Origin of the sequence: Pseudomonas fluorescens (genome assembly GCF_902497625.1) — a bacterium.
In the GTDB taxonomy this organism is placed as follows: Bacteria; Pseudomonadota; Gammaproteobacteria; order Pseudomonadales; family Pseudomonadaceae; genus Aquipseudomonas; species Aquipseudomonas fluorescens_BQ.
On record NZ_CABVGX010000001.1, the window covers coordinates 179445 to 206320 of the forward strand.

The following is a 26876-nucleotide window of genomic DNA, read 5'->3' on the forward strand; positions in this document are numbered from 1 at the left end:
CGCTGAAAGACGCTCAGCGAAATTTCGACGACAGCCGTGTGCAGCGTCAGCGCTGCGCACGGCGCACAACTCCACTCAAATGAATTCATGGTGCTGCAATGAAGTCTTCTCTGATCCTGTCTGTCATGCTGTGCGCCGCTTCCAGCGTCGCTAAAGCCGAGACTCCCGGCGGTGACGCTCCTTCGGTTTCCAGCCGGCAAACGCAGGAATCGCGCTGGGGCCTGGGGCTTGGTATGGCCGTGTCGAGCGGTATTTACGCCGGTGAGGGCACCCGATTAACGCCTTTCCCGCTGATCAGTTATGACAGCGAGCGCTTCTTCTGGCGTGGCATCGCCGGCGGCGCGCATCTGTACAAGCGTGACGACTTCGCAATCGATGCGACACTGTCTGCACGCATGGACGGCATCGACCGTTCAGATTTTGGCAGACGCGAACTGGCGGAACGTGGCATCGACCGCTCCTTGCTTGAAGACCGCGACGATGCAATCGACCTGGGCATTGCGGCCACGTGGACGGGGGCTTTCGGACAGCTGGAATTCGATATCAAAGGCGACATCAGTAGTGCCAGCGATGGCTATGAAGCAGGGCTGAAGTATGGCTACCCCCTGCAGTGGGGTAAAAGCAGCATCACGCCTAACGTCGGCCTTTCCTTCCTGTCAAAAAAACTGGCGAACTATTATTACGGTACGCTGCCCGGCGAAGTCGACCGAGGCGTTGTCGATTACCGCCCCGGCAGTGCTACGGTACAGCGCGTGGGTGTAGATTTTGTCCGGCCCTTCGCGGATCGATGGGCATTCATCGCCAACGTTTCGTACGAACACTTGCCGGGGAAGATCACCGACAGCCCCTTGGTAGACGAGGACACAAACGGCTCGATGTCTGCGTTTGTCGGGATATCGCGAGGCTTTTGATCTGCAACGAGCCCGAACCAGCTGATCGGATACTCTCTGATGTGCGCTGCGGTGCGGGCTCTGACTTCCTGCAAGTACGTCGAGTCGTGAGCATGAACACTATGGTCAAACAGGCACTGAGCGTTCTTATCATTGAAGACAACGCTGCCCTGGCCGCCAATATTTATGATTACCTCCTGGCCTGTGGTCACAACCCCGACGCGGCCCCCGACGGTGAGACAGGCCTTAGTCTGCTGGCGAGCAACCGCTACGATGTCATTGTGCTGGACTGGATGATGCCGCGCATGGACGGCATTACCATGCTGGCCAAACTTCGTAGTCAGTTGAAATCTCGCACCCCGGTGATCGTCATTACCGCCAAAGATCAAGTCGAAGACAAGATTCAGGGGTTTCTGACGGGTGCGGATGACTACCTTGTCAAACCGGTTGCCCTGGCCGAGCTCGAAATAAGATTAAGAGTTGTCTCTCAACGCGTGAATGGCGCGCAGCCCGAATTGCAGGTCATGGAAGTGGCTGACTTGCGATTCGACCTGAACACGTTGAGGGTGACGAGGGCTGGTAAAACCCTGGCCATGACGCCAGTCCGAAGATCTTTACTGGCTTTGCTCATGCGCAGATCCCCGGGTTTAGTACGCCGGGATGAACTCGAAACGCTTATCTGGGATGACCACGTTCCGGACAACGATGCCCTGCGTTCACACATGTACATGCTGCGTAAGGCCGTGGATGGGGCATCCTCACACAAGTTGATAAAAACGGTGGCGGGTAGCGGCTATCGTCTGCAAGCCTGCGACGAATGAGCACGCCTTCAGCGAGATTACTCGATGGCAGCCACTAGCTTAAGTCGCAAGATCAGTGCGATTTTCATCCTGTTCGGCCTTACGTTGGCTGCGGTATTGACCATTCAAGGCAACTTGAGCCAGCAAATGGTTGTTCATCCCATCTGGCGTGAGCTTCTGCAGTCCAGTACGGACCAGTATTTGTCTGATGGACGATCTGTCCCGGAAAAACATCTTTCTTCGACTGGTATTGTCCGGGGATGGCATTTGCACGCAGGTGCTCTGCCAGCGGACATGCCGCAATACTTCGCGCGGCTTGACCCTGGATATCATGATGAGCATCAGATGGACGCCTACGATACCGACCGCAGTTACGCGGTACTCGTAACGCCGATCGGGGAGGGGCGCATTGTTATGTCGGTGGACATAACTGATCTGGAGAATTATCAAAACATGACCGCACTGCTGAGTGTGCTCATGGCGTTATTAAGCAGTCTGATGATCCTGGGTGCGATTGTCTGGATCTACCGCACGTTGAGACGACCGATCCAGTCACTGGCCCAACGGATGGACGATCTGGACCCCGCGCACCCATCCCAGCGCCTCGCAACCGATTTTGCTTTAAGCGAATTACATGACATCGCGGTCATTGTGAATCGTCACCTCGACCGGGTTGAGCGTTTCATTGAACGAGAACGCAGCCTGCTGGATCTGGCCAGCCACGAGTTTCGAACCCCCATCGCCGTGATCGCAGGCGCGGTCGACGTGATCAAGCTGTATGAGTTACCGGTCGAGGCAGATCGACCTCTGGCTCGTATCGAGTCAACGATCGGCAATCTGACGGAAATCATGTCGGCGTTATTGTTCCTGTCCAGGGAGCCCGAGGCGAAAGCTCCCGCTGAAACCACCCGACTCGATACGCTGACGGCGGCGCTGGTCGACGATCATGAGCATCTGTTGCAAGGAACGGGTGCCGCATTTGTGATCGGAGAATTTCAGCCTGTGGAGCTTGAGTGTCCCGAAACCATGGTGCGCATTGTGGTCAGCAACTTGCTGCGCAATGCGGCTGAGCACAGCAACGCAGGGCCTATCAAAGTATGTCTGGCAGTCAACACGCTGAGTATCCTTAACAGCACCGGAGGCTTCGATGTGACCGAGGCCGCCCGACGCTATACACGAGCATTGCGCGATTCGAGCAAGCAGGGCGGCGGACAGGGCCTGGGCCTGTATATCACTCGACGTATTTGCGAGCGTTTTGGCTGGACCTTGACGATTTCCTCCACGGTTGAAGGTGAGACTCTGGCAGAACTGCATTTCGGCTAAGTGGCGCACTCTCGCCCTTGTTATCGTAAACGAAAGGGCATCAGCTACCTGGATGACAACCTGCGGTCGCAGGGCAGGGCACTGCAGCTTTATGTTTTGCGACATGAGAAACCGTGAGCCAACCAGACGCGATCGCCAGCATCAGTGCGCAGGTTGACAGAATGCCTCCAACCCAATTCGGTGCCGCGTAACCAAACCCTGATGCGATGACCCAACCGCCAAGCCAGGCGCCAATCGCGTTACCGAGATTGAACAGACCTATGTTGACGGACGCAGCGAGGTTGGGTGCCCCGGCTGCCCGGGCCTTGTCCATCACCAGGCGCTGAATGGGCGACACGCTGGCGAAGCCGAAGCCGGCCATCAGCAATACGCAAACCGCGGACGCCAAGCGACTTTCCACGACGAAGAAAAACACGAACAGCACCAGTGCCTGTCCCGCCAGGGTGGCGTACAACAAAGGCATCAGGGCGCGGTCCGCCAGCTTGCCTCCCAGCAGGTTGCCCACGAACAGTCCCAGCCCGAACAGGAAAAGGATGCCCGTAACGCCATTGTTCGAGTACCCCGTCAGCTCCGTCATCATTGGCGAGATATAGGTGATGGAAGTGAAAAATGCAGCGGGCCCGAGCACAGTAATGCCCATGGCGAGCAAGACGTGCACATCGACGAAAGCCGATAACTCCCGGCGCAAACTGGGCACCTGATGCGTTTTACCCTTGGGTACCAGAAACGCTACAGCCACCATCGCCACCGCACCTATCACGGTGATCGCCATAAACGTCGCGCGCCAGGAAACCATCTGTCCCAGCCAGGTGCCGGCGGGTGTGCCGATCAGATTGGCGAGCGTCAGGCCGCTGAACATGAACGCAATGGCGCTGGTACGGCGGTTGGGTGCCACCAGTTCCGACGCCAGGATTGATCCGATCCCGATGAAAGCACCGTGGGTCAGCGAGGTGAGAACCCGACCGGTCAAGGCCCAGGCGAAAGTCGGCGAAAGCGCCGTCAGCAGGTTGCCCGCGATGAAGAACCCCATCAGTGAGACCAGCATGGCTTTCTGCGGCACGCGGGCGCCCAGAATGATCAGTAATGGCGCGCCGACGAACACCCCTAACGCATAGCTCGTCGCCATGTAACCTGCAGCGGAAAAAGAAATGTCGAACTCGGCCGCAATCCCGGGCAACAGGCCGGCGATGACGAACTCGGTGGTGCCAATGCCGAAGGTGGCAATGGCCAGTGCCCAAATGGCAGCAGGCATGAACTGTCCCTCTCAAGTGAATCGCGTGATCGAGGGGGGATACTAGAGGCCTGGAGCATTTTTGGAAATTAGGTACTATCAAGGGACATAGATACCTATTGGTAACCATAAAATGCCTAAAGTTGTCGGCAATCAGTTAGTGTTTGACGCGAGTTGCGCCCCTCGTAGGGTGATGGGTTTGTTCAGCGTGAAGTGGGTCAGCCTGGTGCTGCACGCACTTGATCATTGGCCAGGCGGGCGTTGTCGTACCGGGCAATTGCAGAGGGCGTTGCCGGGCATTTCCAAAAAAATGCTGGTGCAAACGCTGCGCGACGTGGAGGCCCGTGGGTTGGTCTCGCGCCATGTGCACAGTGTCGTGCCGCCGAAGGTGGAATATGAACTGACGCCTTTGGGCAAGACGTTCGCTCAGGCGGTGGAAATGCTCTACCACTGGGGCGCGGAGCACCAGGACGCCCTGGACGAACTGGACGCTAACCTGGCCAATGCGCAAACGGGCGTTGGATTGTCCGGCACCGTGAGTAACCTGGAGGAAAGTTGAGCGTGTTGTTATGAACAAGAGCTGGTCGAGAAGCCGCAATGGCGGCACTGAATCACGTCTCACGGAGAAAACATGAAAGTCGGCGTGATTTCCGATACCCACGGCCTGCTACGACCTCAAGCGCTTGCTGCGCTGGAGGGTTGTGAGCTGATTGTCCACGCGGGAGACATTGGGAGCCCGGAGATTCTCGATCAACTTGCGTCCATCGCGCCTTTGCATGTTGTACGCGGCAATAACGACCAGCAGAGCAACTGGGCCGAAAGTCTGCCAGATGTGACCTGTTTCGAGATTAACGGCTGGCAGGCATTTCTGGTGCATGACATCGCCGATGTGCCCGCCGAGCTTGATGTGGCAACAAAGCTCGTCATTACCGGACACTCCCACAAGCCGTGCATCGAATGGCGCGGCGAGCGGCTTTATCTCAATCCTGGCAGCGCCGGGCGACGGCGCTTCAAGCTTCCGGTGACGTTGGCGATAGTTGAAGTCAGTACAACTTCCCTGGAGCCACGAATGGTGCACCTTCTGGATTGAACGCAGGTCACGGCAACCCCGTTAAACCAGCTACATCAGCGCAATGCACCCCGTATCAGTGATGCGAAAGAAGCAATCATCTGGTCTTTGTCATGGCGGGCCCGTACCAGTGCGCCCGCGAGTGCTTCGCCCGCGCCGATCAGGCCGATGCAGCGTATTTCCAGCTCTGCCGCCGACACCGACGAGGCGGCTTGAGGTTTGAGCACTGCCACGAACATCTGCACGCAGTTATCCAGTAACTCCTGAAAAACCGCCGACTTCTCTTCGCTGCCTGCCAGGGCTGCGCCCACCGCGTGGAATTCGTCGGTGTGGTTTGCCGCGCACTGGATGTAAGCGTCGGCCAGGATCAGCGCGGTCTGTTCCAGACCCAGCGTGGTCTTGGCCATGGCGTCACGGAACGCATCGACCCGCTCGGTATCGATCCACTTGTAAAGGTCGATTAGCAAGACCGAGCGGGTAGCGAAATGATCGTAAACCACCGGTTTGGAAACGCCCGCGCGGATGGCCAGATGTCCCAGAGTGAGTCGGTCCGCGCCTTCTTCACGCACGATCAGTAGGGCTGTATCGAGCAATTGTCGCCTGCGGTCGGCTTTCGCGAGGCGCCGAGTGGCTGCTGGCCTGGTGGAGTTGTTGCTGTTTTTTTGCACTTAATCAACCCTGAAACAATAAAACCTACCAATGGTAGGTAAGAGTGGCGATCCTCGTGTTAGGGTATCTACCAAGAGTAGGTTGCAACCCCGACAACGAGGAGAATACACAATGTCACTTCATCCTATCCTGTTAATGGGCGGTTCTGGCGCGATCGGTCATCAAGCGGCGCGGGCATTGCGCGCCGCGCATCCCGACGTACCGTTGCTGATCGGTGGTCGCGACCTGGCCAAGGTTCAGCAAGCCGCAGAGCAAATCGGCGGGGCCCAAGGTGTGGTCATTGACCCTGGCGCAGATGACCTCGGTTTGGGCGAGCGATCCGTCAGCGGGGTCGTGGTTTTTTACATGGATCATGCCCTCGCCGGGCTGCGTTTTGCCCAGCAGCGCGGCGTGCCTCATCTGAGCATTTCTTCCGGTGTGTTCGAGATCGCGCCGGAGATCGCCACCTACATCCATGCGCCTGACGCAGCGCCTATCGTACTGGGTTACGAGTGGATGGTCGGCGGGACGACCGTGTCGACGCTGAACATAGCCAAGGCGTTTGGCCGGGTGCATGACATCACTATCAACGCACTGGTCGACGAGCAGGACGGCGGCGGCCCGACGGTTGCCACGGATTTTGAACACTTGAACAAAATGCTGCCCGCCGCGTTGACTCGGCGCGATGGCGTGTATGTCTGGCGCGAAGGGGCGGACGCCGTCGTCAGCTTCCGTGCCGTCGATGGTACGGAAATGAAGGCCAACGGCTTCTCGTCCATCGACGTCGTGGGCCTGGCAGCGGCGACGGGTGCGCCTGATGTTCAGTTCAATATGGCCGTTGGCGTGAGTTCTTCCCGGCGCGAAGGTCGGCCAATGTCCACCGAGATTCTCATCGAACTCACTGGCGAGGATCTGCAGGGGGAGCCGTTGCACACGCGTCATGCCGTCGTTCACCCGGCAGGTGCGGCGGCGCTGACTGGCCTCAGCGTCGCCATGCTGCTTGAGCGACTGCTCGGGCTGGATGGTCATCCGGCCACTTCGGCTGGCCTGTACTTCCCTTATCAACTGCTCGATGCCGCCGCGTATCTGCAGCGCCTTGGCCAAGAGGGGGGTGAGTTGCTCGAGTTGCCAGTGCTCAGGTAGACACCAGCCGAAACCGGGTATCGGTCAAGGACAGATACCCGGAATTTAACCGTTCCCGTCTGCTAGTGGATCTATCAAACGCGCGATCTGCCGCTCAGGCGCGCTTAGGCAATTTCCAGTCCGGACGAATAAAGTGGCAGGTGTAACCGTTCGGAATACGCTCCAGATAATCCTGGTGCTCCGGCTCGGCTTCCCAGAAGGGGCCCGCCGGCTCGATTTCGGTCACCACTCTACCGGGCCAAAGGCCTGATGCGTCGACGTCGGCGGCGGTGTCCTCGGCGATGTCGCGTTGCTGTTCGCTGAGGTAATAAATTGCCGAACGATAACTGGGACCGAGGTCATTGCCTTGACGATTGGGTGTGCTGGGGTCGTGGATCTGGAAGAAGAATTCAAGTATCTGGCGGTAGCTGATCACCGCGGGGTCGAACACGATTTCGATGGCTTCGGCATGATTGCCATGGTTGCGGTAGGTGGCGTTCGGCAAATCGTCGCCGGTGTAACCTACCCGCGTTTGCAGCACGCCGGGATAGCGCCGCAGCAGATCCTGCATGCCCCAGAAGCAGCCGCCAGCGAGAAGGGCGGTTTCGGTTTGATTGGTCATGGTGGATGCTACCTCTCAGGAATGTTGGGTGTGGAGATAGTTATGGAGGCGGGTTAGCGAATTCCAAGTCGATTGGCGGGAACATGTGATCGCTTCGAGCCGATCACTGTTGTTCGTGACCGACAGACAGCTCGACTCAACGATTTTTTTCGCGCGTATTCTCGCTCGATTCACGAACCACGAGCGTGGCCATTGGCGCATCAATGCGCTGGCGCTGACCGTTATCGGATTCATTGATCTGTTCGAACAGCAACTCGATCGCCAGCGCAGCCACTTCTTCCAGGTGCATGTTCAAGGCAGTCAGGGGCGGCGTACATTCCCGGGCGCGAAAACCGTCATAACGCGTCACTACCTTCACATCGTGCGGCACCTTCAGGTTTCTTGCAGTCAGCGCCTGCACCGCGCCAATCGCGAAGGCATCGACCGGCACACACACACCGTCAAGATCTGGATGCTCGTTCAGCAATTGCAGACACGCTGCGGCTCCGGCCGCTTCGCCGCCCGCCTCGTCGGCACGAACCATCGCCGGGGTCTGGCCATGGGCAGTGCAATAGGCGAGATACGCTTGCTCCATGTCGAGATAGGAATGTCGCGATTGAAGGCCGATGACCAGGCCGATCCGGCGAGCTCCCTGCTCGTGCAGGTGATTGAGCAGCAGGGCGCCTGCCGCTTCGCCGTGCATATCGATGTACGGCAGGGTGAAACCGGCTTCCGGTTGGCGTCCGATCGATACCAGCTTCACGCCTCTTTTGCGCAAGCGCGCTATGTGCGGGTCGTTGGCGACCGGCTCGATGATCACCGCGCCGTCAATATCCAGCGTATCCAGTAAAGCTTTGGCCTCATCCAGCGGCGGCACCAGCACCAGTGCCACGCCTCTGCGCAGTGCCGCTTCCGTCGCGGTCGCCGCAATCTCCATCAAGAAGCCCAGCCGGGACGATCCACCGGCGACGGCGAACGGCATCGAAGACAGTAAGGCGATGGCATTCGCCCGCCCGGTGCGCAGGCGCTGGGCCCGCAGATTGGGGCTATAGCCGAGGAGGGCGGCCACCTCCTTGACTCTGGCGCGAGTCACCGGGTCGACCTGCCCGCGGTCATTCAGCGCGTGGGAAACGGTGGTGCGTGATACGCCGGCAGCGCTAGCGACGTCGGCGATGGTAAGGCGAGTGTTGTCGTTGGTTGGCATCGGTTGAGGTAGCTCATTCTGCAATGCGTCGAGTTATACGCGTACTGGGCGTTCTCGACCACTGAGCGGGGTTGGCGAGCGATCATGGGTTGACACCTTTTTTGCGGCCGACTACATTCTACCCAAATCGATTTGGGCTGCATCGCAAATCGATTTGGTCTGGGAGTTGACGACACAATCCCGACCAGAAGCTACGTGATATTTAATAACAATAATAAGCCGCGAATGCTGGCTTTACGTAGAGGTGAGATATGCCGGATAACAACAAGAAAAATCCCGCTGCCCCTGTTGATGAACGATTGCCTTGGCGGCAGCTGTTGATTTTTGGCGCGCAGCACGTGCTTGTCATGGCGGTATCGCCTGTCACCTCGGTCTTTTTGATGGCCACTGCCTTGGGCTTCTCCAGCGAGCTGACACTGCAGTTGCTGAGTGCGACCTTTCTGGTCTGCGGGCTGGGTACGCTGATTCAGTCTTTAGGCTTGCGCGGTTGTGGCGCCCGCTTGCCGTTCATCATGCTCCCGGGTGGAGCGCCAATCATGCTGTTCATTCTGATTGCCCAGCAAAACGGTGTCGCGACGGCGTCCGGGGCAGTGATTCTGACCGGTGTTTTCTACTTCGTTGTATTGCCGATATTTCGCCGCCTGCTGCGTTTCTTCCCCTCGGTGGTCGTCGGCACAATGCTCTTACTGGTGTCGGTCAATCTGATCAAGCTGTCGGGCGAGTTGATTGTCGGGCGACCGGGCAGCCCTGATTTCGCCGCCCCGCAGCAACTGTTACTGGCATTTTCGACCATTGTCATAACGGTGCTCTGTTCACGATTACTACGCGGAACACTCGGCCAGTTATCTATCTTGCTCGGTCTGGTCGGCGGCAGTCTGCTGGCGCTAGCCCTGGGGGCTTTCGATAGCACCCAGCTGGGTTGGTGGCCACTGTTGAGCTTGCCGGCCATCATGCCGTTCGGCGTTCCTCACTTCGATCTGTTTGCCTCGATTCCCTTAATGCTGTTCTGCCTGGTTTCCATGGTTGAAGCGACCGGGCAGACCGTGGCGATCAGCGAAGCCGTAGACAAGCCGCTGGACATCAGCCGAGACGTCACCCGCACCATTCGCGGTGACGCACTGGCGTCCATCCTCGGCGGATTCATGGGCACCTCGCTGATTATCACCAGCGGCGAAAACATCGGAGTCATCCGTGCTACGCACGTTCGCTCGCGCTACGTCACCGCTGTCTCCGGCGTGCTGCTCTTACTGTTTGCGCTGCTGGCGCCTCTGGCGCGTTTAATCGGCGGGATACCGGAAGCGGTGGTCGGCGGGACCAGCCTGATTGTCTTCGCTATCGTCGGCACGATGGGCATCGACATGCTGCGCAAAGTGGATATGCGTCACCACGGCAACATGTATGTCGTGTCTGTTGCCCTTGCGGTCGGTTTGCTGCCAATCCTCGTGCCTGGTGTTTACAGCCATTTTCCCGACGGCGTGGCCGGCCTGCTGGGCAATGGCGTCGCCATGGGCGCCGTGACTGCCGCCATCATGAATTTCTTCTTCCATTGTGTGGGTCGTCAGGAAATTGCTGCGGACACCAAGGCGAAACTCAGCCACTCAACACACACTCACTAAGGTTGCTCCATGGATCGCACAACGACCATTCACTTGCTGTCCTCTCCTGAACAACTGCTGTGCCCACAGCAACTGCTGGCGCCGGACTGGCTGATGCTGGCGGAGGGCCCGCGGCGCGGTCAGGCCGTGCTGGTCGTCGACGGCAAATTCGCAGACGTCGGACCGCTGCCACTGCTGCAGGCACGTTATCCCGGTCATCAGGTACGACGTCTCGAACAACAGTTATTGATGCCGGGTTTCATCGATACCCATCATCATCTCAGTCAAAGTTTCGGCAAAGGCCTGGTGTTCGGCGAGCCCTCGGAAATTTTCCGGCGCGTCTGGATTCCTCTCGAAGGCTCGCTTGATTCGCAGTTGCTTTACCTGACCAGCAAACTGGCGGCTTTTGAATCGCTGCGTGGCGGTTTCACTACGGTGTGCGATGCCGGCACGCGCTCGATGGAGGGCGTCGATGCCATCGCCAAAGCCGTGCACGAAGTCGGCATTCGCTGCGTACTGGCGAAGACTTGCAACGACCTGCAGGGCAAACAATTACTGGATGCGCGGCAGATCCTCGCGGTGGCTGAACGGCATCTGGCGCAATGGAACAACGACTCCTTGATCACGCCTTCGTTGGCCGTGCCCATTCCTGAAATCGCCACGGATTCGACCCTGAAGGCGGTTTACCGCTTATGCGAAGAGGCCGGGCGAGTGTTCCAGAGTCACGTCAATGAACACCTGGTCGCCGTCGAGCGCTCCCTGGAACTCTACGGCGTCAGACCCCTTGAACACCTGCACCGGGCGGGTGCCCTCGGCCCTGCCGCGTTACTGGCCCACGCGACATTGCTTACCTCCAGCGAGATCTGCCTGTTGCGCGACAGCGGCGCAGCGGTCAGTTACAACCCGGTGGCCAGCGCCTGGAAAGGTAACGCCGTGGCCCAGGCCCACCTGATGCACTGCCTGGGCATCCCCGTGGCTTTGGGAACCGACGGCACCCGCGGCGATGGCTTTCGCTTGCTGGACTGCGCCGAAGCCGCCCAGCGTTTTGCCCACGGCATACCGGTAGGGGATTCGGTCTGCGGCGGTGGACAACTGTGGCTGGACATGGGCACCAAAAACGCTGCGCAGGTGCTCGGCCTGGGCCAGGTCACCGGCGAGATCTCGCCGGGCAGGGCCGCGGATTTTCTGCTGGTGGACCTCGCGGTGCCGGAGCTCCTGCCGTCCTGGAACCTGACATGGGATCTGGTGCGCCTGGCGAACAGAGATCAAATCCAGGCCGTCGTTGTGCAGGGCAAAGTGCGTTTGTGGCACGGGTGGCCGACCGATTGGGACGCCCGCGAACTGATGCGTCAGGTGGATGCGCTGGCGCGGGACATTGTCAGCCAGGCGCCCATCCATAAAGTCCATCCGCTTCCGTCTGTGGCTTAACTCTTTTGGTTATTGGGTAAAAGATGACTCTTGCATTCGACCCGCTTTACCTCATCGCACTCGCCGTTGCTTGCGGTGCGCTTATCCAGGGGACAACGGGCATGGGCTTCGCCCTCATCGTTGCACCGGTAATGGGCTTGCTGGCGCCAGAGTCCCTGCCGGTCAGTCTGCTGATTCTGATGTTGCCTTTAAATGCGGCGATCGCCTGGCGCGAGCGTCATGCCATCGATTTCCGAGGCAGTTCGTGGATTACTGTCGGACGTTTTGTCGGCACGTTCGGCGGGGTCTGGATATTGTTCTGGCTGCCGCTTTCACAACTCAACATCCTGATTGGCCTGTCGACCATTGCCGCTTGCCTGGCGACCTGGATGGCGCCGTCCTTTGTACCGGGACGCCGTGCGCTGATTTCCACGGGACTGATCACAGGTATTACCGAAACGGCCACAGGTGTCGGCGGCCCGCCATTGGCGCTGGTGTATCAGCACTCGCCGGTGGCCACTTTGCGAGGCTCGGTCGCCCTGTGTTTTCTGGTGGGGGAGGTGATTTCCCTGGTGGTGCTGGCCCTGGGTGGCCATCTGCACGCCTCGCAGATATCGCCCGTCCTGAGCCTGTGTTTGCCGTTGGCGCTTGGCGTACTCGCCAGTCATTGGGCCCGCCACTTCATCAACGAGGCCCGCTTGCGCCGATTTGTCCTGATATTCGCTTTCGTTTCCGGATCACTGTTGCTGCTGCAATAACCCGAGTCTCTTGGCGGCTCGTCCCAAGCTGCTGTCGCAAGCCATTCGATTGAACGCCTGCATTTGCCATGGCGGATGCAGCGGACTTCTACAGCCAGAAATTGGGTAGAACAATAATGAAAATGACCGCCAATCTTCGAATTGCTCTGACGTTTTCCATCGTTGCCACGTTCTCGGCCAAGTCGCCGGCTGCCGGTTTACTGGAGGATGCAAACGCGACCCTGAACCTGAGAAACTTCTACATCAACCGCAACTTTGCCAACGAGGCATCCCCCCAGAACAAAGCCGAGGAGTGGACGCAGAGCTTCATCCTCGATGCCCGCTCCGGTTTTACACAGGGGCCGGTAGGCCTCGGGGTGGACGCCTTGGGGCTCTTTTCGATCAAGCTGGATGGCGGAAAGGGCAGCGGCGGAACGCAGCTGTTGCCGATCGATCGTGACGGGCGTCCCGCCGACGATTTCGGCCGTCTGGCGGTGGCCGGGAAAATGAAAATCAGCGACACCGTACTCAAGGTCGGAGAGTGGATGCCGGTGCTGCCGGTGTTGCGCTCCGACGATGGTCGTTCGCTGCCGCAGACGTTCGAAGGCGCTCAGGTCACATCGCAGGAAATCGAGGGCCTGACCTTGTACGGTGGCCAGGTTCGGCAGAACAGCCCACGCAACGATTCGAGCCGGCGGGAAATGTTCATGCAAGGCAAAGCGGCGGTCTTGTCGGACCGTTTCAATTTCATGGGCGGGGAGTACCGCTTCAACGACAAGCGCACGATGGTCGGCGTGTGGAATGCCACACTCAAAGATATCTATCAGCAGCAGTATGTGCAGCTCATCCATGTCCAACCACTGGGCGCCTGGACGTTCGGCGTCAATCTTGGCTACTTTCAGGGGCGCGAAGACGGCAGCGCCCGTGCGGGCGAACTGGATAACCGCACGTTCTCGGCATTGCTGTCGGCCCAATATGGCGGTCACACCTTCTACGTCGGTCTGCAGAGGCTCACCGGCGATGACCCTTGGATGCGGGTCAATGGCACTGCCGGTATTTCACTGGCCAATGACAGCTATAACAACAGCTACGACAACGCCAGGGAGCAGTCATGGCAACTGCGCCACGATTACAACTTTATCGCGCTCGGCATCCCCGGTCTGGCGTTGATGAATCGATATGTCAGCGGCAGCAATCTGCATATCGGCACGGTCACTGACGGCAAGGAGTGGAGTCGTGACACCGAGCTGGCGTATACGGTGCAAAGTGGTTCGTTGAAGAATCTCAGCGTGCGTCTGCGCAACGCCAGTATCCGGCGCGATTACAGCAGCAACGAGTTCGACGACAATCGACTGATCATCAGTTATCCGTTCAGTCTGTTTTGAAAGGTCACTCACGCTTCATTGGAGGTAGCGAATCACCTGTCTGCGATGGTCGGTGAACTGCGCTCTACCCAGTCTGGACTATCAAACTCTGATGGCGATGGAGAGAACTACAGCCTGGGGAAGCTAGGGCGTAAAGCCCTAGCGGACAGCAGTTATCATTTTTTCTTTTTGGCAGGCTTGTCTGCCTTGTCGGACTTCTTGGCCTTCTCGGGTTTCTCGGATTTCTCGGCCTTCTTGGGCTTCTCTGCCTTGCTGTCAGCTTTTTTTGCAGATTTCTTTGGTTCGGCATCTTTTTTCTTGTCTTTCTTGTCGGAAGATTTCGAAAGAGCCGAGGCCGCAGCCGATTTTTTTGCCGGTGAGGACTTTTTGTCTTTCATGTCCTTGCTGGCTTTCGAAGCGTCGTCTTTGCTTTTCTTCTCGTCTTTAGCCACGTTGACCACCTCTGGGAATATGCCGGTATTGGCACAATGCCTGTGCGATTCTTCACAAGCTGATCATTAGGCGAGCACGTACAAAAGCGGTTCAAATTATTTTGACGCGTGGGGGTGGGCTTGGGGTCAGCACTGATGATCGCTGACGCTGCGTATCCCCAAAGAGGTTTTCATCCTGGCAACCCGGAGCGCGATACACCCCATAGGCAATTTATCGATCAGCACAGATCGGCTGCATCGTCCGGCACTTAGGGTAGGTGCTGCAGCCCCAGAATTGCTGGCCGGTTTTAGTGCCGGATTTATAGGTGCGCACCACCAGCGCATTGCCGCAGCGCGGGCACAGGCGCGTGGCCGTGGGATCATTGCGCAGCTTCAGGTGTTGCACATGCTCACGCCGCGTCGCCATCGTCGGAGCCAATCGACCTGACTGCAACGTCTCCAGCATGGTCATCACCTGCACGTCAGTGAAAACCGCTTGCTGGAAAGATTTGATGTACCGCACCAGTCCCCCACCTTGAGTGACATTCGCCGGCATTGCCGTTTTGAACTTGCTGCCGCCGACAAACGTAATGACTGAATGCACATGCTGTGGCCCGAGCCCCGGTGCCTCTTGCAGCGCTTTCACATGTTTGTAGTTTTGGTGAATGGGGTTCTGAAACTGGAAGCGCTTGCGGGGAAAGTGCTGCGTCCACTGCTTCTGTTTTTCACCGCCGAAAATCCACCCGCTCATGTTCTTCGTCTCCAGCACGAAAATGCCGAAGGGCGAGACAAACACGTGATCAATTTGCGTCGTGCCGTCCGGGGTATGCAGTGTGACATCGTGGAGGCGTTGATAGGTGCGCCGGTTCAACAGGAAATGTGTGGACAGACGCACCAGATGTTCGCCAAACCAGCCTTTGAACAGGGGGGTTTTAAGTAAGGACGAGATCAGCATCAACGGGAGAAGCCATTTCAGCATGTCGAACATGGGTTGGAGGAGGAGGGTGGTGTTCACTTTGCGGTCCTTGCTGTGATGGAGTAACGGTGGGTCCAGAATTCCCATACAAAAAAACCGGTAGAACCGGCGAAGGAACCTGTTTTTCATGAGTTCTTGAATGAGTCTGCAAGTATCGCAGCCTTTCAACTACGCAGCTTGAATAAGAGGGAGGGCGTTTAAACGGCCAGTTACGGCCATTCACAAAGCGCGCCAGGCGGTCCAAAGCAGACCGCTAGAGCACAAATAACATATTTGCCACGTTTTGCTCCTCATGCTAACCGCAAGTCGGGCGATATATTGCTTACGCTCCTCACTCCTGGAAACACCCATGCGCCAGCTTAAAATCGCTCCAAGAGCCGTAGTCAGTTTTGCCATTATTGGGGCGCTGGTCATTCTGCTGGGTTTGTTTGCCATGTATCAGCTTAAGAGCGTGCGTGTGCAAGCTGAAGATCTTTCCGATAAAGGCATTCCAAGCCTCTCCGCCCTCAATACCATTAACGAGGCGATGCTACGTTTACGCATCACCGCCTATCGCCTGTTGGTAGACCGTGAGGACGACAAGGTGCGCAGCACGGTGGCTCGCATTGAGGAATTGGAAGGACAGCTCACGGACGCGATGGCCACTTATGAAACACTCGTTGACGACGACGTGGAGCGTGCGCAATACCAGAGCTTTAAACAGTTGGCCGGCGAGTACAAGGTGGTCAATCGCGAGCTGATCCAGCTTTCCGCCGCAAACAAGCCCGATGAGATGCGCGGGTTGCTGGGCGGCAAGTATAAGAAGGCGTCTGATGAGTTGGGCGTGCAGATGGCTGCACTCACCAAGATCAACCAAGACGGCGCGGCTGACTCCGATCAGCAAGCCGACAAATCCTACGCGGAAGCCATGACCGGTGTCGTCGCATTCATCATCGTGGCTGCGCTGCTCACCGGGATCATGGCCTTGCTGTTTACCCGCAGCATCACGCGACCGCTGACCCAGGCGGTACTGGTGGCGCAAGTCATCGCCAAAGGTGACCTCACCGAGTCGATCGATGTGGCGGGTGTCGACGAGCCGGCGCAATTGCTCAACGCCCTGCAGACCATGCAGCAAAACCTGAAGAGCACCATTCTTAACATTGCCGACTCCTCGAACCAGCTGGCCTCTGCCGCCGAGGAGTTGAACGCCGTTACGGAAGACTCAACCCGCGGTTTGCACCAGCAGAGCCATGAGATTGAGCAAGCCGCCACGGCGGTCAACGAAATGACGGCGGCGGTGGACGAGGTGGCGCGCAACGCCGTCGCCACCTTTGAAGCGTCCAAGGAATCGACTCAGACCGCCATACATGGCCAGCAACAAGTAACCAAAACCGTCGAGTCCATCCGCCTGCTTTCGGATGACGTCACTCGCACCTCCGAGGAAGTTAAAACCCTCGGCGACGGTGTAACCAACATCAGCAAGGTGCTCGACGTGATTCGCGCCATTGCCGAGCAAACCAACCTGTTGGCGTTAAACGCCGCAATCGAAGCGGCGCGAGCAGGCGAAGCCGGCAGAGGCTTCGCCGTGGTGGCCGATGAAGTGCGTGCGTTGGCCCACCGCACGCAAACTTCGACGCAGGAAATCGAGCAGATGGTAGGCACCATTCAGAAAGGCTCGAGCGGTGCCATGAATGCGATGGATGCCAGCACGCAGCGGGCTCGCCAGACCCTGGAAATCGCCCAGGACGCCGGCGGAGCGCTGGAGCGCATCACCGATGCCATTAATCAGATCAGCGAACGAAATCTTGTGATCGCCAGCGCTTCTGAAGAGCAAGCGCAGGTCGCTCGTGAAGTCGACCGCAACCTGGTCAACATACGCGACCTGGCCGTGCAGACCTCTGCCGGGGCCAACCAGACCAGCGCAGCCAGCCAGGAGCTGTCGAAACTCGCCACCAGCCTGAACACCTTGGTGGCCCGCTTCTCGGTCTGATGCCTGCAGCGGTTGATTCTGCGGTTTCTTGGGACCAAAAACGGGCGCATTCAGCGCCCGTTTCAGTACTTGCTCAGGAAAAATAAATTCGTTCCAAGCGGCAAAGCTGCGGCTGCTGACTTCAGTCGGCGCCGCCAAATGGCCATCAGGCGATCAGGTTACAACCGTACTCAAGCCTGCTCGTCTTGCTTGTCATGTTCGTCTTTGAGTGCCGGCTTCATACCAGGCTGCGGCGTGTGCTCGGCATTCGGCGCGATTTCTTCGCCGTGGTTCTTTTTCTCTTGCTGTACTTTTTTGTCGTGGGCGACGTTGCGTGGGTCAGTCATGAGAATTCCTTGATTGGCGGATGAATCAAATACCCATCGACGCGATTCGCAGAATGTGAGCGTCGGGGTAAGAGTTGGAGCGAGGTTGGTGCCAAGCGTTCATTACTTTTCGACGTGCACTTGCCAGGCAAGGCCTGCGGGTAAATTGCTAAAACGGCTCTGCCAAGCGGCCGTTTTGCGCGGCAATGCCAGTGAGTAGGCTAGGGTGCGGTGTGACACATACTGTTCCGCCCAAGTGCATACTTGTTCTATCCTCATCGGTTTGGCGATGCCGTATCCTTGAGCGATATCGCAACCAAGATTCATCAATCTCTCACTGTGCGCGACAGTTTCAACACCCTCGGCCACTACTTTTCGACCAAAAGCCTTCGCGAGGCCGATGATAACTTTAGTAAGTGCCAGGTCATCTTTATCTGTGAGCATGTTCCGGATGAATGACTGGTCGATCTTAATTGTTTGCGTTGGCAGAAGCTTGAGATAGCTAAGGGACGAATAACCAGTGCCGAAATCGTCCAGGGAAAAAGTCACACCGAGCTTTTGGCATTCGGCAAGGCACTGAGCAACCTGCTCGAAATCATCCAAGACCACGGATTCAACAATCTCTATATCCAAAGAGCTTGGAGGTGCGTTGGGGTAACATGCTAGAAGTGTTTCTAATCTGTGGGAAAAATTTCTTTTCTGAAAATGGAAGGCAGCAATGTTAATGCTAATAGACCAAGTATGGCCCGCTTTAGCCCATAATGTAATCTGATGCAACGCTTGACTGATAACCCACTCGCCAATTTCAACGATTAGTTCAGTGCGTTCGACCCTTGGTAAGAAAGACATTGGCAAAATAATGCCTTCGTTCGGATGCTGCCAACGCAAGAGGGCTTCAAATCCTTCAATAGTTCCGTTGCGCAGATTGACCTTGGGCTGGTAATAGAGCAACAGTTCATTAAGCTCTAGCGCTAAGCGGATTCTTGCCACAGTATCGAAAACTATTTGCTCCGCCTTTTCCAAAGACACATCAAAATAGCGAACACAATTACGGCCGTTTTGCTTTGCCTGATACATGGCTTGGTCTGCATGGCGAAGCAGCGTATCGGCATCCTCATCATCCGCAGGGTATATCGTGAGTCCGATGCTGGCGGATATATCGATTCTGATTCTATCAATATAATATGAAGCGGAAAGTGCGCCCATGATTCGTTGAATTGCGACTCTTACCTCCTCAACGTTTCTTATATTGAGGATCAATACAAATTCATCACCTCCTAGGCGCGCGACGACATCCTCGCCGCGTACAACTTTCATTAGGCGCCGGGCCACTTCAATAAGTAGCCGATCACCAATGGCATGTCCATAGGAATCATTAACTTGTTTGAATCCGTCTAAATCAAGTACACCGACTGCTACTTGCTGCTCATAGCTATTCGCTATCGCCTGATCCAGACGCTCAGTCAACAAAAACCTATTGGGTAAATTGGTCAAAACATCATGGCCAGCGCGCCATTGCAGAGTTTGAAGCAATTGGCGCTTCTCGGTGACTTCGAACCGGATGGATACATACTTCAAAACACGATTGGTTGCTGGGTCTAGCAAGCCAATGATGGTGCTCTCTACCCAGTACAGCGTGCCATCTTTAGCTCGGTTGCAAATTTCACCTTTCCACACTTTACGTCGCAATATAGCAGCCCATAATTCGACGAAAAATTCATGAGGGTGGTGACCTGAGTTTAATATGCGATGATTTTGACCAGACAGCTCTTCTGCGGTGTAACCAGAAATTGCGCAAAATTGGTCATTCACATAAGTGATATTTCCTGCCAGGTCAGTTTCCGAGAAAATAGCCGATGCATCTACCGCCAAACGATACGCTTCATCCATGATATCACCACCGTGTCGTTGTAATGGAATCCCTATTGGAACAGCATCGTATTGGCCGCCTGGAATATAGGTTTTTACTCTAATCCTGAGTAAGACAAGTTAGCACCAAAATCTTTAGCAAGAAAATTAGCACCTCCCTCAGAGCTTACTGAACTGAAATTCATGTAATCCTGAAGCAAATTCTCGACCTGGGCACAGACGGCGTCGGCGCAGGCTAGAATTCTTTGTCAAAGTTGTCAAGCGGTACTTGCGCTGCTAAAACCTAATAACTCCAATATCATTTTGATCTAAAAATTATAGTGGTAAACCCTCGGGCGGTCTAAACCCGCATTAAAAATATGTTATTGGTCTTTTATTGGCCTGCAAATGAATTCATTTGAAATATTATCGTGCAAAAACCTCTGCCAATTTTTAATTGGTTTTTTATTTCCCGAGGCTATAAAATTTTGGTCTGCTCCATAAGTATTGTTGTTTTATATGGTTTTTGGTTTGGCGAGATTGTATAAGAGTGAAAGCGGTCTCGGTGGTTGGTCGGCATTTCTCTCCAGTGTAGAAAGGTGACGGGTCATGGAGCTGGTAGTTTCTGGCTCCAAATGACGCGATTTTGAGACGATCGAGGTCAGATCCTCAAATGCCCTCCAACCGCGAGCTGGCTGAGATTCAACTGATACAGAGCAATGAAAAATTTGTACTGATAATTCATTTTTCTTGAGCTCCCATGGAAAGCAGAGCCTGGTCCAATCGCTGGAGCTTTGCTTCTTTGGCGGAATAGGACAGGGTGAAAGGCCGCCAGAATGCTGGCCGCCATTCTCCTGAAGTCATCGTCTAATACTTTTGGCTAAAAACCACCTATTTTCAATCTGAAAAATAATCAGCCAATAGACTGCTACACTCAATTTTTCAGTGTCGACGAGAATGTCAATAATCAGGATCGCTACGATTCAATCAATTGCACCGTGTGCGGGCTATTTAGACTTCGGCACAGCTCGGCATAATCGAACACTCATCGATTAATTTCCTCGCCGAGCAGTGTGCCGTCCCGAATGACGCTTTAAAAGCCCACGTGTAGCCTCGCGGATGCTTAAGTTTTCACTCGGGCGATTGGACTTCGAGACGAGTGAGAGCGAGTATGTAGATAAAATTTCCACTTAAAAAATACGCTATCAAAATAATGAAAGTTTAGATTTGAAGCGTTAATTGATGACGTTGGTGCCGCAGGCATGATTTTCGGCGGGTTTCAACCGGATTTGATAAAGCTGGAATCTTGATTCCGCTCAACAGGACATCGTAGGTGGGATAGTACGCAAGTCGCTTCTGAATCTGGTCGAAGCATCGAGGCAGGTAAACTATGGAGTTTTCTACAATGATATTGCGCAAGCTCAACCTTGCTGCACGCTCGGCGCTTTGCTTTGGTTTTTTCTGCCTGATGATCATCGGTTTGGGGGTCGTTGCCCTCAAGCAGGCTGCAAGTTTAAGTGCTTCTGCAAAGTTCGTAGAAACCAACGTCGTGCCTAGCATATCCCTGCTAAGCATGATTGACAGGCAATTTGTAGGTATTAGAGGTAGCAACGCACGGTTGCGTAACCCTGTAGAACCCCAAAGTAGTAAAACTCAAGCACTTGAGGACTTGAGCGAAGCCCGAGCGAGCGTCAAGAAACAGCTTTCGAAGCTTGACCAGCTCATAGTAACTCCTATGGGAAAACAGTTTTTTGGTGAGCTCTCCCAGAGCTATGACGGTTATCAGCAAGTTCAGGATCAGTACCTGGCACTTATTTCTTCGGGCAATTTGGATGAAGCTGTCAAATTCTCCAATGAAGGAATGAAGCAGGCGGCAGACACTGTAGAGCGCGATATAGAAAAATTGATTGAGATGAACAACAAAAAAGCTAAAAATTCAGGCGAGGAAGCTGCTCTCATCTACGAGCAGGCGCAGCTGATTGTTGGCAGTTTTATCCTGGCCAGCATATTGGCTGCAATTACGCTGGCCCTGATGTATACCCGTAGCGTTACCAGCCCGGTCAGTCAGTCATTAGCGATCGCTGAGCGTATTGCCAAAAATGATCTGCGTGAGGTTATTGAAGTGCAAGGGCGAGATGAAATTGCCAGGCTAATGCAGGCTCTCAAAGTAATGCAGCAGGGCCTGCTAGGTACGCTTTCTTCCATAAATGATTCGTCCAATCAGTTAGCGTCGACTTCAGAAGAGATGCATGCGGTCACTGAGGATGCTAATAAAGGCATGCAGCGTCAGAATAACGAAGTCGAGATGGCTGCTACTGCCGTCACCGAGATGAGCGCAGCTGTAGAAGAAGTAGCTAGAAATGCCTCAGCAGCGTCTGCAGCAGCCAATCGATCCAATTCTGCCGCAGTGGCGGGTCGTGAACGCGTAGATGAAACCGTCAAAGCCATCAGCTTGATGGTTGCAAATGTTGAAGACGCATCCCTGGAGGTGCAAGGACTCGCAGTTATGGCGACCGACATTAGCAAAGTTCTGGATGTGATACGGGCTATCGCCGAGCAGACCAACCTTCTTGCTCTGAATGCTGCTATCGAAGCCGCTCGTGCCGGTGAGGCGGGTCGAGGCTTCGCAGTAGTGGCTGATGAAGTGAGGGCTTTAGCGCATCGTACGCAGCAATCCACCAGTGAGATTGAACAGATGATCAGCTCGATTCAGAAAGGCACTGGAGCCGCTGTTTCGGCAATGACTCACACCAACGCTCAAGCCCAGAGGACTCTTGACACTGCTCAAGGCGCAGGCAGTGCATTGATGGAAATCACCCAATCCATTGGTGATATCACCGAGCGCAATGTCTTGATCGCTACCGCGTCGGAAGAACAGGCCCAAGTTGCCAGGGAGGTAGATCGCAGCCTCATCAGCATTCGAGACTTGTCGAATCAAGCTTCAGAGGGATCCAGTCAGACCGCGATTGCCACTTCTGAGCTTACTAAACTTGCGGTCGAGTTGAATCGACTGGTCAAGCAGTTCCATATGTAGGATTGCAGAGTGCGTGCGAGATAAATAAGTTAAAAGCGTTTGGCTGATCTGCTGCGTGAAAGCATGCCCTTGCCGCGATCTGATGCAGGTGATCCAGGAAGTGGTGATGATCGTGGGCGGTGTCTTAGCGATCGGGACATCAGGCCGGCGTGCTCGGCAGCATGGTGAGCGTGGCAACATGCAGCGCAAGCCTTCGAGCTGCAATACCGAACCAGAATGAAGCCATTCGCCCAATTGCGAACGCTGAGCGCCCCGTATTTGCCTAAGATCAATCGCGTGAGTAGAATGCGATTAATTATCAATTATGCACTTTCCGGGATTCCGATGCGCAGCGACGAAACGCTAGGTACTGCAGATCTTGGGCTGCTCTATCGCACCCACCACTCGTGGTTGCACGGCTGGCTGATCCGACGCATTGGATGTCGCGATAACGCAGCAGATCTGGCGCAGGACACCTTCGTACGTTTGCTCAAATCCCGTCAGTCCAGCCCGTTGCGCGAACCGCGCGCCTATTTGAGCAGCATCGCCCGCGGGTTGATGATTGATCAGTATCGTCGTCGCGAACTCGAACGTGCCTACCTGGAAAGCGTCACGTTGCTGCCTCAACACGAGGTTCCGTCGGAAGAAAGCCGGCTGCTGATTCTTGATGCGCTCGAGCGCATAGACCGCATGCTCGGCATGCTTAAACCAAGAGTTCGCCAGGCGTTTTTGTTTGCCCGACTCGACGGTCTGACGTGCGCGCAAATAGCCGAAAAGTTGGGTGTTTCTCGCGCGACAGTGGAGCGCGACCTGGCCACGGCCCTGCAACACTGCTATCGCTTGCGTTATGTCGAGGCGTGAGTCGCAGGCGCTGGATCCGGCCATTGTTGAGCAGGCGATCCAATGGGCGGTGCGTCTTCGCTTCAATCAAGCCGATGAACAAACACAGCGCACTTTTGAGCACTGGCTGCAGCAGCGCCCAGAGCATGTGTTGGCGTGGCAGCGTGTGGAAACACTTGGGGATGAATTGGCAGGCGTGCCCGCTCAACTGGCCCGCCAAGCCCTTAATGGCAGCAATCATGGAATGCGCCGGCGGGAAAGCCTGAAGCTAATGGGCATATTGGCGACTGTTGGCACGGCAGCCTGGCTCGGCCGGGACTACACACCCGTACCCGCCATGCTAGCGCAGCAACGCAGCAGCACCGGTGAGCAACGACGCTTCCAGCTCGATGATGGCAGCCTTGTCCAGCTCAATAGCGATAGCGCCGTCGACAGCGATTTCAACGCCCAGCGACGCCTGATCATCCTGCGACGTGGTGAAATCATCGTGAATGTCGGCGCGGATCAACACTCGCCTCAAGCTCGACCGCTCTGGGTGCAATCACGTGACGGAATCATGCGCGCTCAGAGTTCCCGCTTTCTGGTCCGCGAGCGTGACGATGGCACTCTGGTCGCGGCTCAGGAAGGATCAGTCACGGTGTTCCCCGGCTCCAGTCAAACTCCCGCAGGCCGCAGCGTCCAGGCAGGAAATCAACTGCTGTTCACATCAAGTGGCGCCCAAATGTTCAGGGACAACGGCCTTGATCTATGGAGCTGGGGTGACGGGGTGATCAGTGCGCGCAATATGCGCCTCAATGATTTCATCGTGGAGTTGTCGCGTTATCGCCCCGGGGTTTTGCGCTGCACCGATGAAGTCGCTGATCGTCGCGTTTCCGGCACCTTCCAGCTCGCCAACAACGATCAGGTCCTGGCTTTGATCGCGCAGTCACTGCACGTTCACGTTGATTATCGAACCCGTTATTGGGTAACCGTGACCGCTGCCACCTGAATTCATCAGAACGTTGAATTATGTGAAAAATAATGAGGTGGTTTCTCATTCTCGTTCGACTTCTAAGGAAGGCCGGAATACAGGCCAGTCTGCCGATGTCCTTTCTTGGAGCGAGAAAATGAGTTCGACCCCGGTTTCACAGCGCCATCCATTAAATCGTGCCTTGCGCGGTGCGATGTTGGGATTGATCGTCAGCAGCTACGCATTGCCATCGCTGGCGCAAACGTCGAGCGCTGACCACAGCAATCAAGTCAAGCAATGGAACATCGCGGCGGGCCCACTGGCGCCGGCGCTTGACCGCTTTGCGCGCGAGGCTGGCATCAGTCTTTCATTCGACGCGTCGAGTGTGGTGAACCGCACCACGGCTGGCGTGAACGGCACGCTCGATACGTCGGCAGCGCTGTCATCGTTGCTGCAGGGGAGCGAATTGCAAATCGAACAGCAAGGCCCCAATGCCTACCTGCTGGTCCCTCAAGCAAAAACCGCCGGCCCGCTGGAGCTCGACGCAACGGACGTCGAGGACTACCGCCTTGCCCCCCTCATCATCAATGCCAAGGTCAGGGTCAGTGCCGACGACGACGCCAACTCGGTGGTCGCCAAGGAGCTCTGGGTTGGCGGCAAGGTGGCAACCAGCATTCTCAATACACCGGCATCGGTGTCGGTGGTTACCAACAAGGAAATGGAGCAACGCAGCGTCAGCACCACGGAAGAGGCGCTGCAATACACGCCGGGCGTGGTCAGTGACTTCTATGGTACGGATGACCGCAACGACTATTTCCAGATCCGCGGCTTCCAGGCCACTACCTATCGTGACGGCTTGACCCTGAGTTCGATGCGCGGCGTACGTGAAGATCCATTCGCTTATGAGCGCATCGAGATTTTGCGTGGCGCCAACTCCACGCTGTTTGGCCCCGCGGACCCGGGCGGTTCGGTGAATTTCGTGACCAAACAGCCGCGCTTCGAGCAATTTGGCCAAGGCTATGTAACCTACGGTTCATTTGACCATGTCGAGACAGGCATCGATGTGGGGGATGCGCTGAACGACGAGAAAACCCTGGCTGGCCGCTTTACTGCCAAAGGCCAAAACAGCGACCGCGAATACGATCACTCACAGGACGACAACCGGTTGGTGATGGGTGGCCTCACCTGGGCGCCGACGGATTACACGTCGGCCACGATGATTCTGGACTACCTGAAAACCGAAAGTTCGCCCAACAGTGGCGGTTATCCGCTGGACAAGGAATACGACCGCAGCAAGTTTTATGGTGAGCCCAGCTACAACTTCCACGATGTCGAGCGCACCAGCCTCAGCGGTAACATCACCCATGACTTCGACAACGGCTTCGTACTGCGCAGTAATCTGCGTTACAGCAAGTTGACCGATGATTTTGGCTACGTTTACCTCAGCGACAGCGCCGCACGTGTCGGTACTACCGTTGACCGCTATATGTTTGGAACGGACAGTGAAGCCGACCAGTTCAACGGCAATCTGATGCTGCAATACGATGCCCGCTTCGAGAACATCGACAGCAGCAGCCTGATGGGCGTGGAGTACCTCGATTCGACCACCAAGGAAAGCTCGATCTACGCCCTGACGACCCCGATTGACATTGCCAATCCCGTGTTTACCGGCGTGTCACGCTCTATCGCGCCGTATGCCGTCAACAAGCGAGACGCGACCACCAAGGCCGTATTCCTTCAGCAGAACCTGTCGTTCTACGAACGTTTCATCGTCACCGGCGGTGTGCGCAACGACTCGATGGACCTGACCAGCAAAGGCTTGCAATCCACTGAGAAAGACACCTTCTCCGAAACCTCCTACCGAGGTGCGTTGACCTACATCGTCAACGATGAGGTGTCCACCTATGTGAGCATGGTGGAATCCGTCTCGCCGCCGCAGGTTGGCGTAACACCGCAGACGGGCAGGCAGTACGAAGTGGGCGTGAAATATGCGCCGATGGGGATGGACGCACTGTTCTCCGCAGCCGTTTATGACCTGACCCAGGAAAACGTCACCATCGCCGTGGTGCTGCCGAGCGGCATCATTGAGCAACAAACGGTGGGCGAGTCGCGCGCGCGCGGCCTCGACCTGGAGGCCAAGGCGCAGGTGACGCAGAACCTCAGCCTGATCGGTGGCTATTCCTATATGGAGTCCGAGGTATTGCGCGGTTCGCTGTACGACGGCAGCTCCCTGAAGGGTAATGAGTTCTCCACGGCACCCAAGCATTCCGCTTCGCTCTGGAGTTATTACGACGTGCCCGGCACCGACGTCAGCGTTGGCTTGGGAGCGCGCTATGTCGGCTCTTATTACTTCGATGCAGCCAACTCCGGCAAAAGCGATGGCACCACGCTGTTCGACGCCGCCTTCAACTACGAGATCGCCAAAGGCACCGACCTTGCGGTGAACCTCAGCAACCTGCTGGATGAGCAGCACGTGGTCGGTTCCGGCACAGCGAACTTCTACAACCCGGGTCGCGAGATTACCGCCAAAGTGAGTTACAACTGGTAAGCAGGC

23 protein-coding genes are annotated in these 26876 nt (G+C 56.1%); 15 read left to right on the plus strand and 8 right to left on the minus strand.

The genetic code is table 11. The features are described from left to right. The first annotated feature begins 98 nt into the window (after window positions 1–98). The 3 genes from F8N12_RS00880 (at window position 99) to F8N12_RS00890 (ending at window position 3013) form a co-directional block, all read left to right on the plus strand. Window positions 99–911 (plus strand): MipA/OmpV family protein, encoded by an 813-nt coding sequence (locus tag F8N12_RS00880; protein ID WP_150578704.1) that lies wholly within the window; start codon window positions 99–101, stop codon window positions 909–911. A 101-nt stretch (window positions 912–1012) separates the two neighbouring features. Continuing rightward, window positions 1013–1711, plus strand: a complete 699-nt coding sequence (locus tag F8N12_RS00885; RefSeq protein WP_150578796.1) for a response regulator transcription factor — start codon at window positions 1013–1015, stop codon at window positions 1709–1711. Window positions 1712–1735: 24 nt separating this feature from the next. Then, window positions 1736–3013 carry a sensor histidine kinase gene (locus tag F8N12_RS00890; protein WP_150578705.1) on the plus strand — a complete coding sequence of 426 codons (1278 nt, stop codon included), beginning with the start codon at window positions 1736–1738 and terminating at the stop codon, window positions 3011–3013. A gap of 40 nt (window positions 3014–3053) precedes the next feature. Here the strand turns inward: F8N12_RS00890 and F8N12_RS00895 are convergent, their stop codons facing one another. After that, window positions 3054–4265, minus strand: coding sequence for an MFS transporter (locus tag F8N12_RS00895; RefSeq protein WP_150578706.1), 1212 nt, complete (start codon window positions 4263–4265; stop codon window positions 3054–3056). 112 nt (window positions 4266–4377) lie between these two features. Between F8N12_RS00895 and F8N12_RS00900 the strand changes: the two genes are divergently transcribed. Both F8N12_RS00900 and F8N12_RS00905 read left to right on the plus strand, forming a co-directional pair. Beyond that, entirely contained in the window at window positions 4378–4803 is a 426-nt protein-coding gene (locus tag F8N12_RS00900) for a winged helix-turn-helix transcriptional regulator (RefSeq protein WP_150578707.1), read from the plus strand. A 72-nt stretch (window positions 4804–4875) separates the two neighbouring features. Continuing rightward, complete coding sequence (locus F8N12_RS00905) at window positions 4876–5334, plus strand: metallophosphoesterase family protein (RefSeq protein ID WP_150578708.1); 459 nt, start codon at window positions 4876–4878, stop codon at window positions 5332–5334. Window positions 5335–5369: 35 nt separating this feature from the next. On the opposite strand, the gene F8N12_RS00910 is transcribed toward F8N12_RS00905, so the two are convergent. Further along, window positions 5370–5906 (minus strand): TetR/AcrR family transcriptional regulator, encoded by a 537-nt coding sequence (locus F8N12_RS00910; protein WP_150578709.1) that lies wholly within the window; start codon window positions 5904–5906, stop codon window positions 5370–5372. Between the two features lie 187 nt (window positions 5907–6093). Between F8N12_RS00910 and F8N12_RS00915 the strand changes: the two genes are divergently transcribed. Further along, entirely contained in the window at window positions 6094–7104 is a 1011-nt protein-coding gene (locus F8N12_RS00915; RefSeq protein ID WP_150578710.1) for an NAD(P)-dependent oxidoreductase, read from the plus strand. Window positions 7105–7198: 94 nt separating this feature from the next. Here F8N12_RS00915 and msrA read toward each other — a convergent pair whose 3' ends face one another. Next, on the minus strand, window positions 7199–7705 hold the full coding sequence (gene msrA, locus F8N12_RS00920) for a peptide-methionine (S)-S-oxide reductase MsrA (RefSeq protein ID WP_150578711.1): 507 nt from the start codon (window positions 7703–7705) through the stop codon (window positions 7199–7201). A gap of 136 nt (window positions 7706–7841) precedes the next feature. Continuing rightward, window positions 7842–8888, minus strand: a complete 1047-nt coding sequence (locus F8N12_RS00925) for a substrate-binding domain-containing protein (RefSeq protein ID WP_150578712.1) — start codon at window positions 8886–8888, stop codon at window positions 7842–7844. Window positions 8889–9139: 251 nt separating this feature from the next. Here F8N12_RS00925 and F8N12_RS00930 point away from each other — a divergent pair, with 251 nt between their 5' ends. From F8N12_RS00930 to F8N12_RS00945, 4 genes are all read left to right on the plus strand, one after another. Next, complete coding sequence (locus F8N12_RS00930; RefSeq protein ID WP_150578713.1) at window positions 9140–10504, plus strand: uracil-xanthine permease family protein; 1365 nt, start codon at window positions 9140–9142, stop codon at window positions 10502–10504. A 9-nt stretch (window positions 10505–10513) separates the two neighbouring features. Next, window positions 10514–11911 carry an amidohydrolase family protein gene (locus tag F8N12_RS00935; RefSeq protein WP_224787644.1) on the plus strand — a complete coding sequence of 466 codons (1398 nt, stop codon included), beginning with the start codon at window positions 10514–10516 and terminating at the stop codon, window positions 11909–11911. Between the two features lie 23 nt (window positions 11912–11934). After that, window positions 11935–12648, plus strand: a complete 714-nt coding sequence (locus tag F8N12_RS00940; protein WP_150578714.1) for a sulfite exporter TauE/SafE family protein — start codon at window positions 11935–11937, stop codon at window positions 12646–12648. Between the two features lie 116 nt (window positions 12649–12764). Beyond that, complete coding sequence (locus F8N12_RS00945; RefSeq protein ID WP_150578715.1) at window positions 12765–14012, plus strand: OprD family porin; 1248 nt, start codon at window positions 12765–12767, stop codon at window positions 14010–14012. Between the two features lie 155 nt (window positions 14013–14167). On the opposite strand, the gene F8N12_RS00950 is transcribed toward F8N12_RS00945, so the two are convergent. After that, window positions 14168–14443: a hypothetical protein gene (locus F8N12_RS00950; protein WP_150578716.1), complete on the minus strand. Its 276-nt coding sequence runs from the start codon at window positions 14441–14443 to the stop codon at window positions 14168–14170. Window positions 14444–14654: 211 nt separating this feature from the next. Then, a complete protein-coding gene (locus tag F8N12_RS00955; protein ID WP_150578717.1) occupies window positions 14655–15437 on the minus strand; it encodes a nuclease-related domain-containing protein in 783 nt (260 codons plus the stop codon). A gap of 310 nt (window positions 15438–15747) precedes the next feature. Between F8N12_RS00955 and F8N12_RS00960 the strand changes: the two genes are divergently transcribed. Further along, entirely contained in the window at window positions 15748–17367 is a 1620-nt protein-coding gene (locus F8N12_RS00960) for a methyl-accepting chemotaxis protein (RefSeq protein WP_150578718.1), read from the plus strand. A 170-nt stretch (window positions 17368–17537) separates the two neighbouring features. Here the strand turns inward: F8N12_RS00960 and F8N12_RS00965 are convergent, their stop codons facing one another. Continuing rightward, window positions 17538–17693: a hypothetical protein gene (locus F8N12_RS00965; RefSeq protein WP_150578719.1), complete on the minus strand. Its 156-nt coding sequence runs from the start codon at window positions 17691–17693 to the stop codon at window positions 17538–17540. Window positions 17694–17795: 102 nt separating this feature from the next. Continuing rightward, complete coding sequence (locus tag F8N12_RS00970) at window positions 17796–19562, minus strand: putative bifunctional diguanylate cyclase/phosphodiesterase (RefSeq protein WP_150578720.1); 1767 nt, start codon at window positions 19560–19562, stop codon at window positions 17796–17798. A 1363-nt stretch (window positions 19563–20925) separates the two neighbouring features. On the opposite strand from F8N12_RS00970, the gene F8N12_RS00975 reads away from it, so the two are divergent. From F8N12_RS00975 to F8N12_RS00990, 4 genes are all read left to right on the plus strand, one after another. Then, on the plus strand, window positions 20926–22554 hold the full coding sequence (locus tag F8N12_RS00975) for a methyl-accepting chemotaxis protein (RefSeq protein ID WP_150578721.1): 1629 nt from the start codon (window positions 20926–20928) through the stop codon (window positions 22552–22554). 324 nt (window positions 22555–22878) lie between these two features. Next, on the plus strand, window positions 22879–23394 hold the full coding sequence (locus F8N12_RS00980; RefSeq protein WP_150578722.1) for a sigma-70 family RNA polymerase sigma factor: 516 nt from the start codon (window positions 22879–22881) through the stop codon (window positions 23392–23394). Continuing rightward, window positions 23381–24361: a FecR domain-containing protein gene (locus tag F8N12_RS00985; protein ID WP_150578723.1), complete on the plus strand. Its 981-nt coding sequence runs from the start codon at window positions 23381–23383 to the stop codon at window positions 24359–24361. The genes F8N12_RS00980 and F8N12_RS00985 overlap by 14 nt, the downstream gene beginning before the upstream one ends. 118 nt (window positions 24362–24479) lie before the next feature. Further along, window positions 24480–26870, plus strand: coding sequence for a TonB-dependent siderophore receptor (locus tag F8N12_RS00990; RefSeq protein WP_150578724.1), 2391 nt, complete (start codon window positions 24480–24482; stop codon window positions 26868–26870). The last annotated feature ends 6 nt before the right edge of the window (window positions 26871–26876 follow it).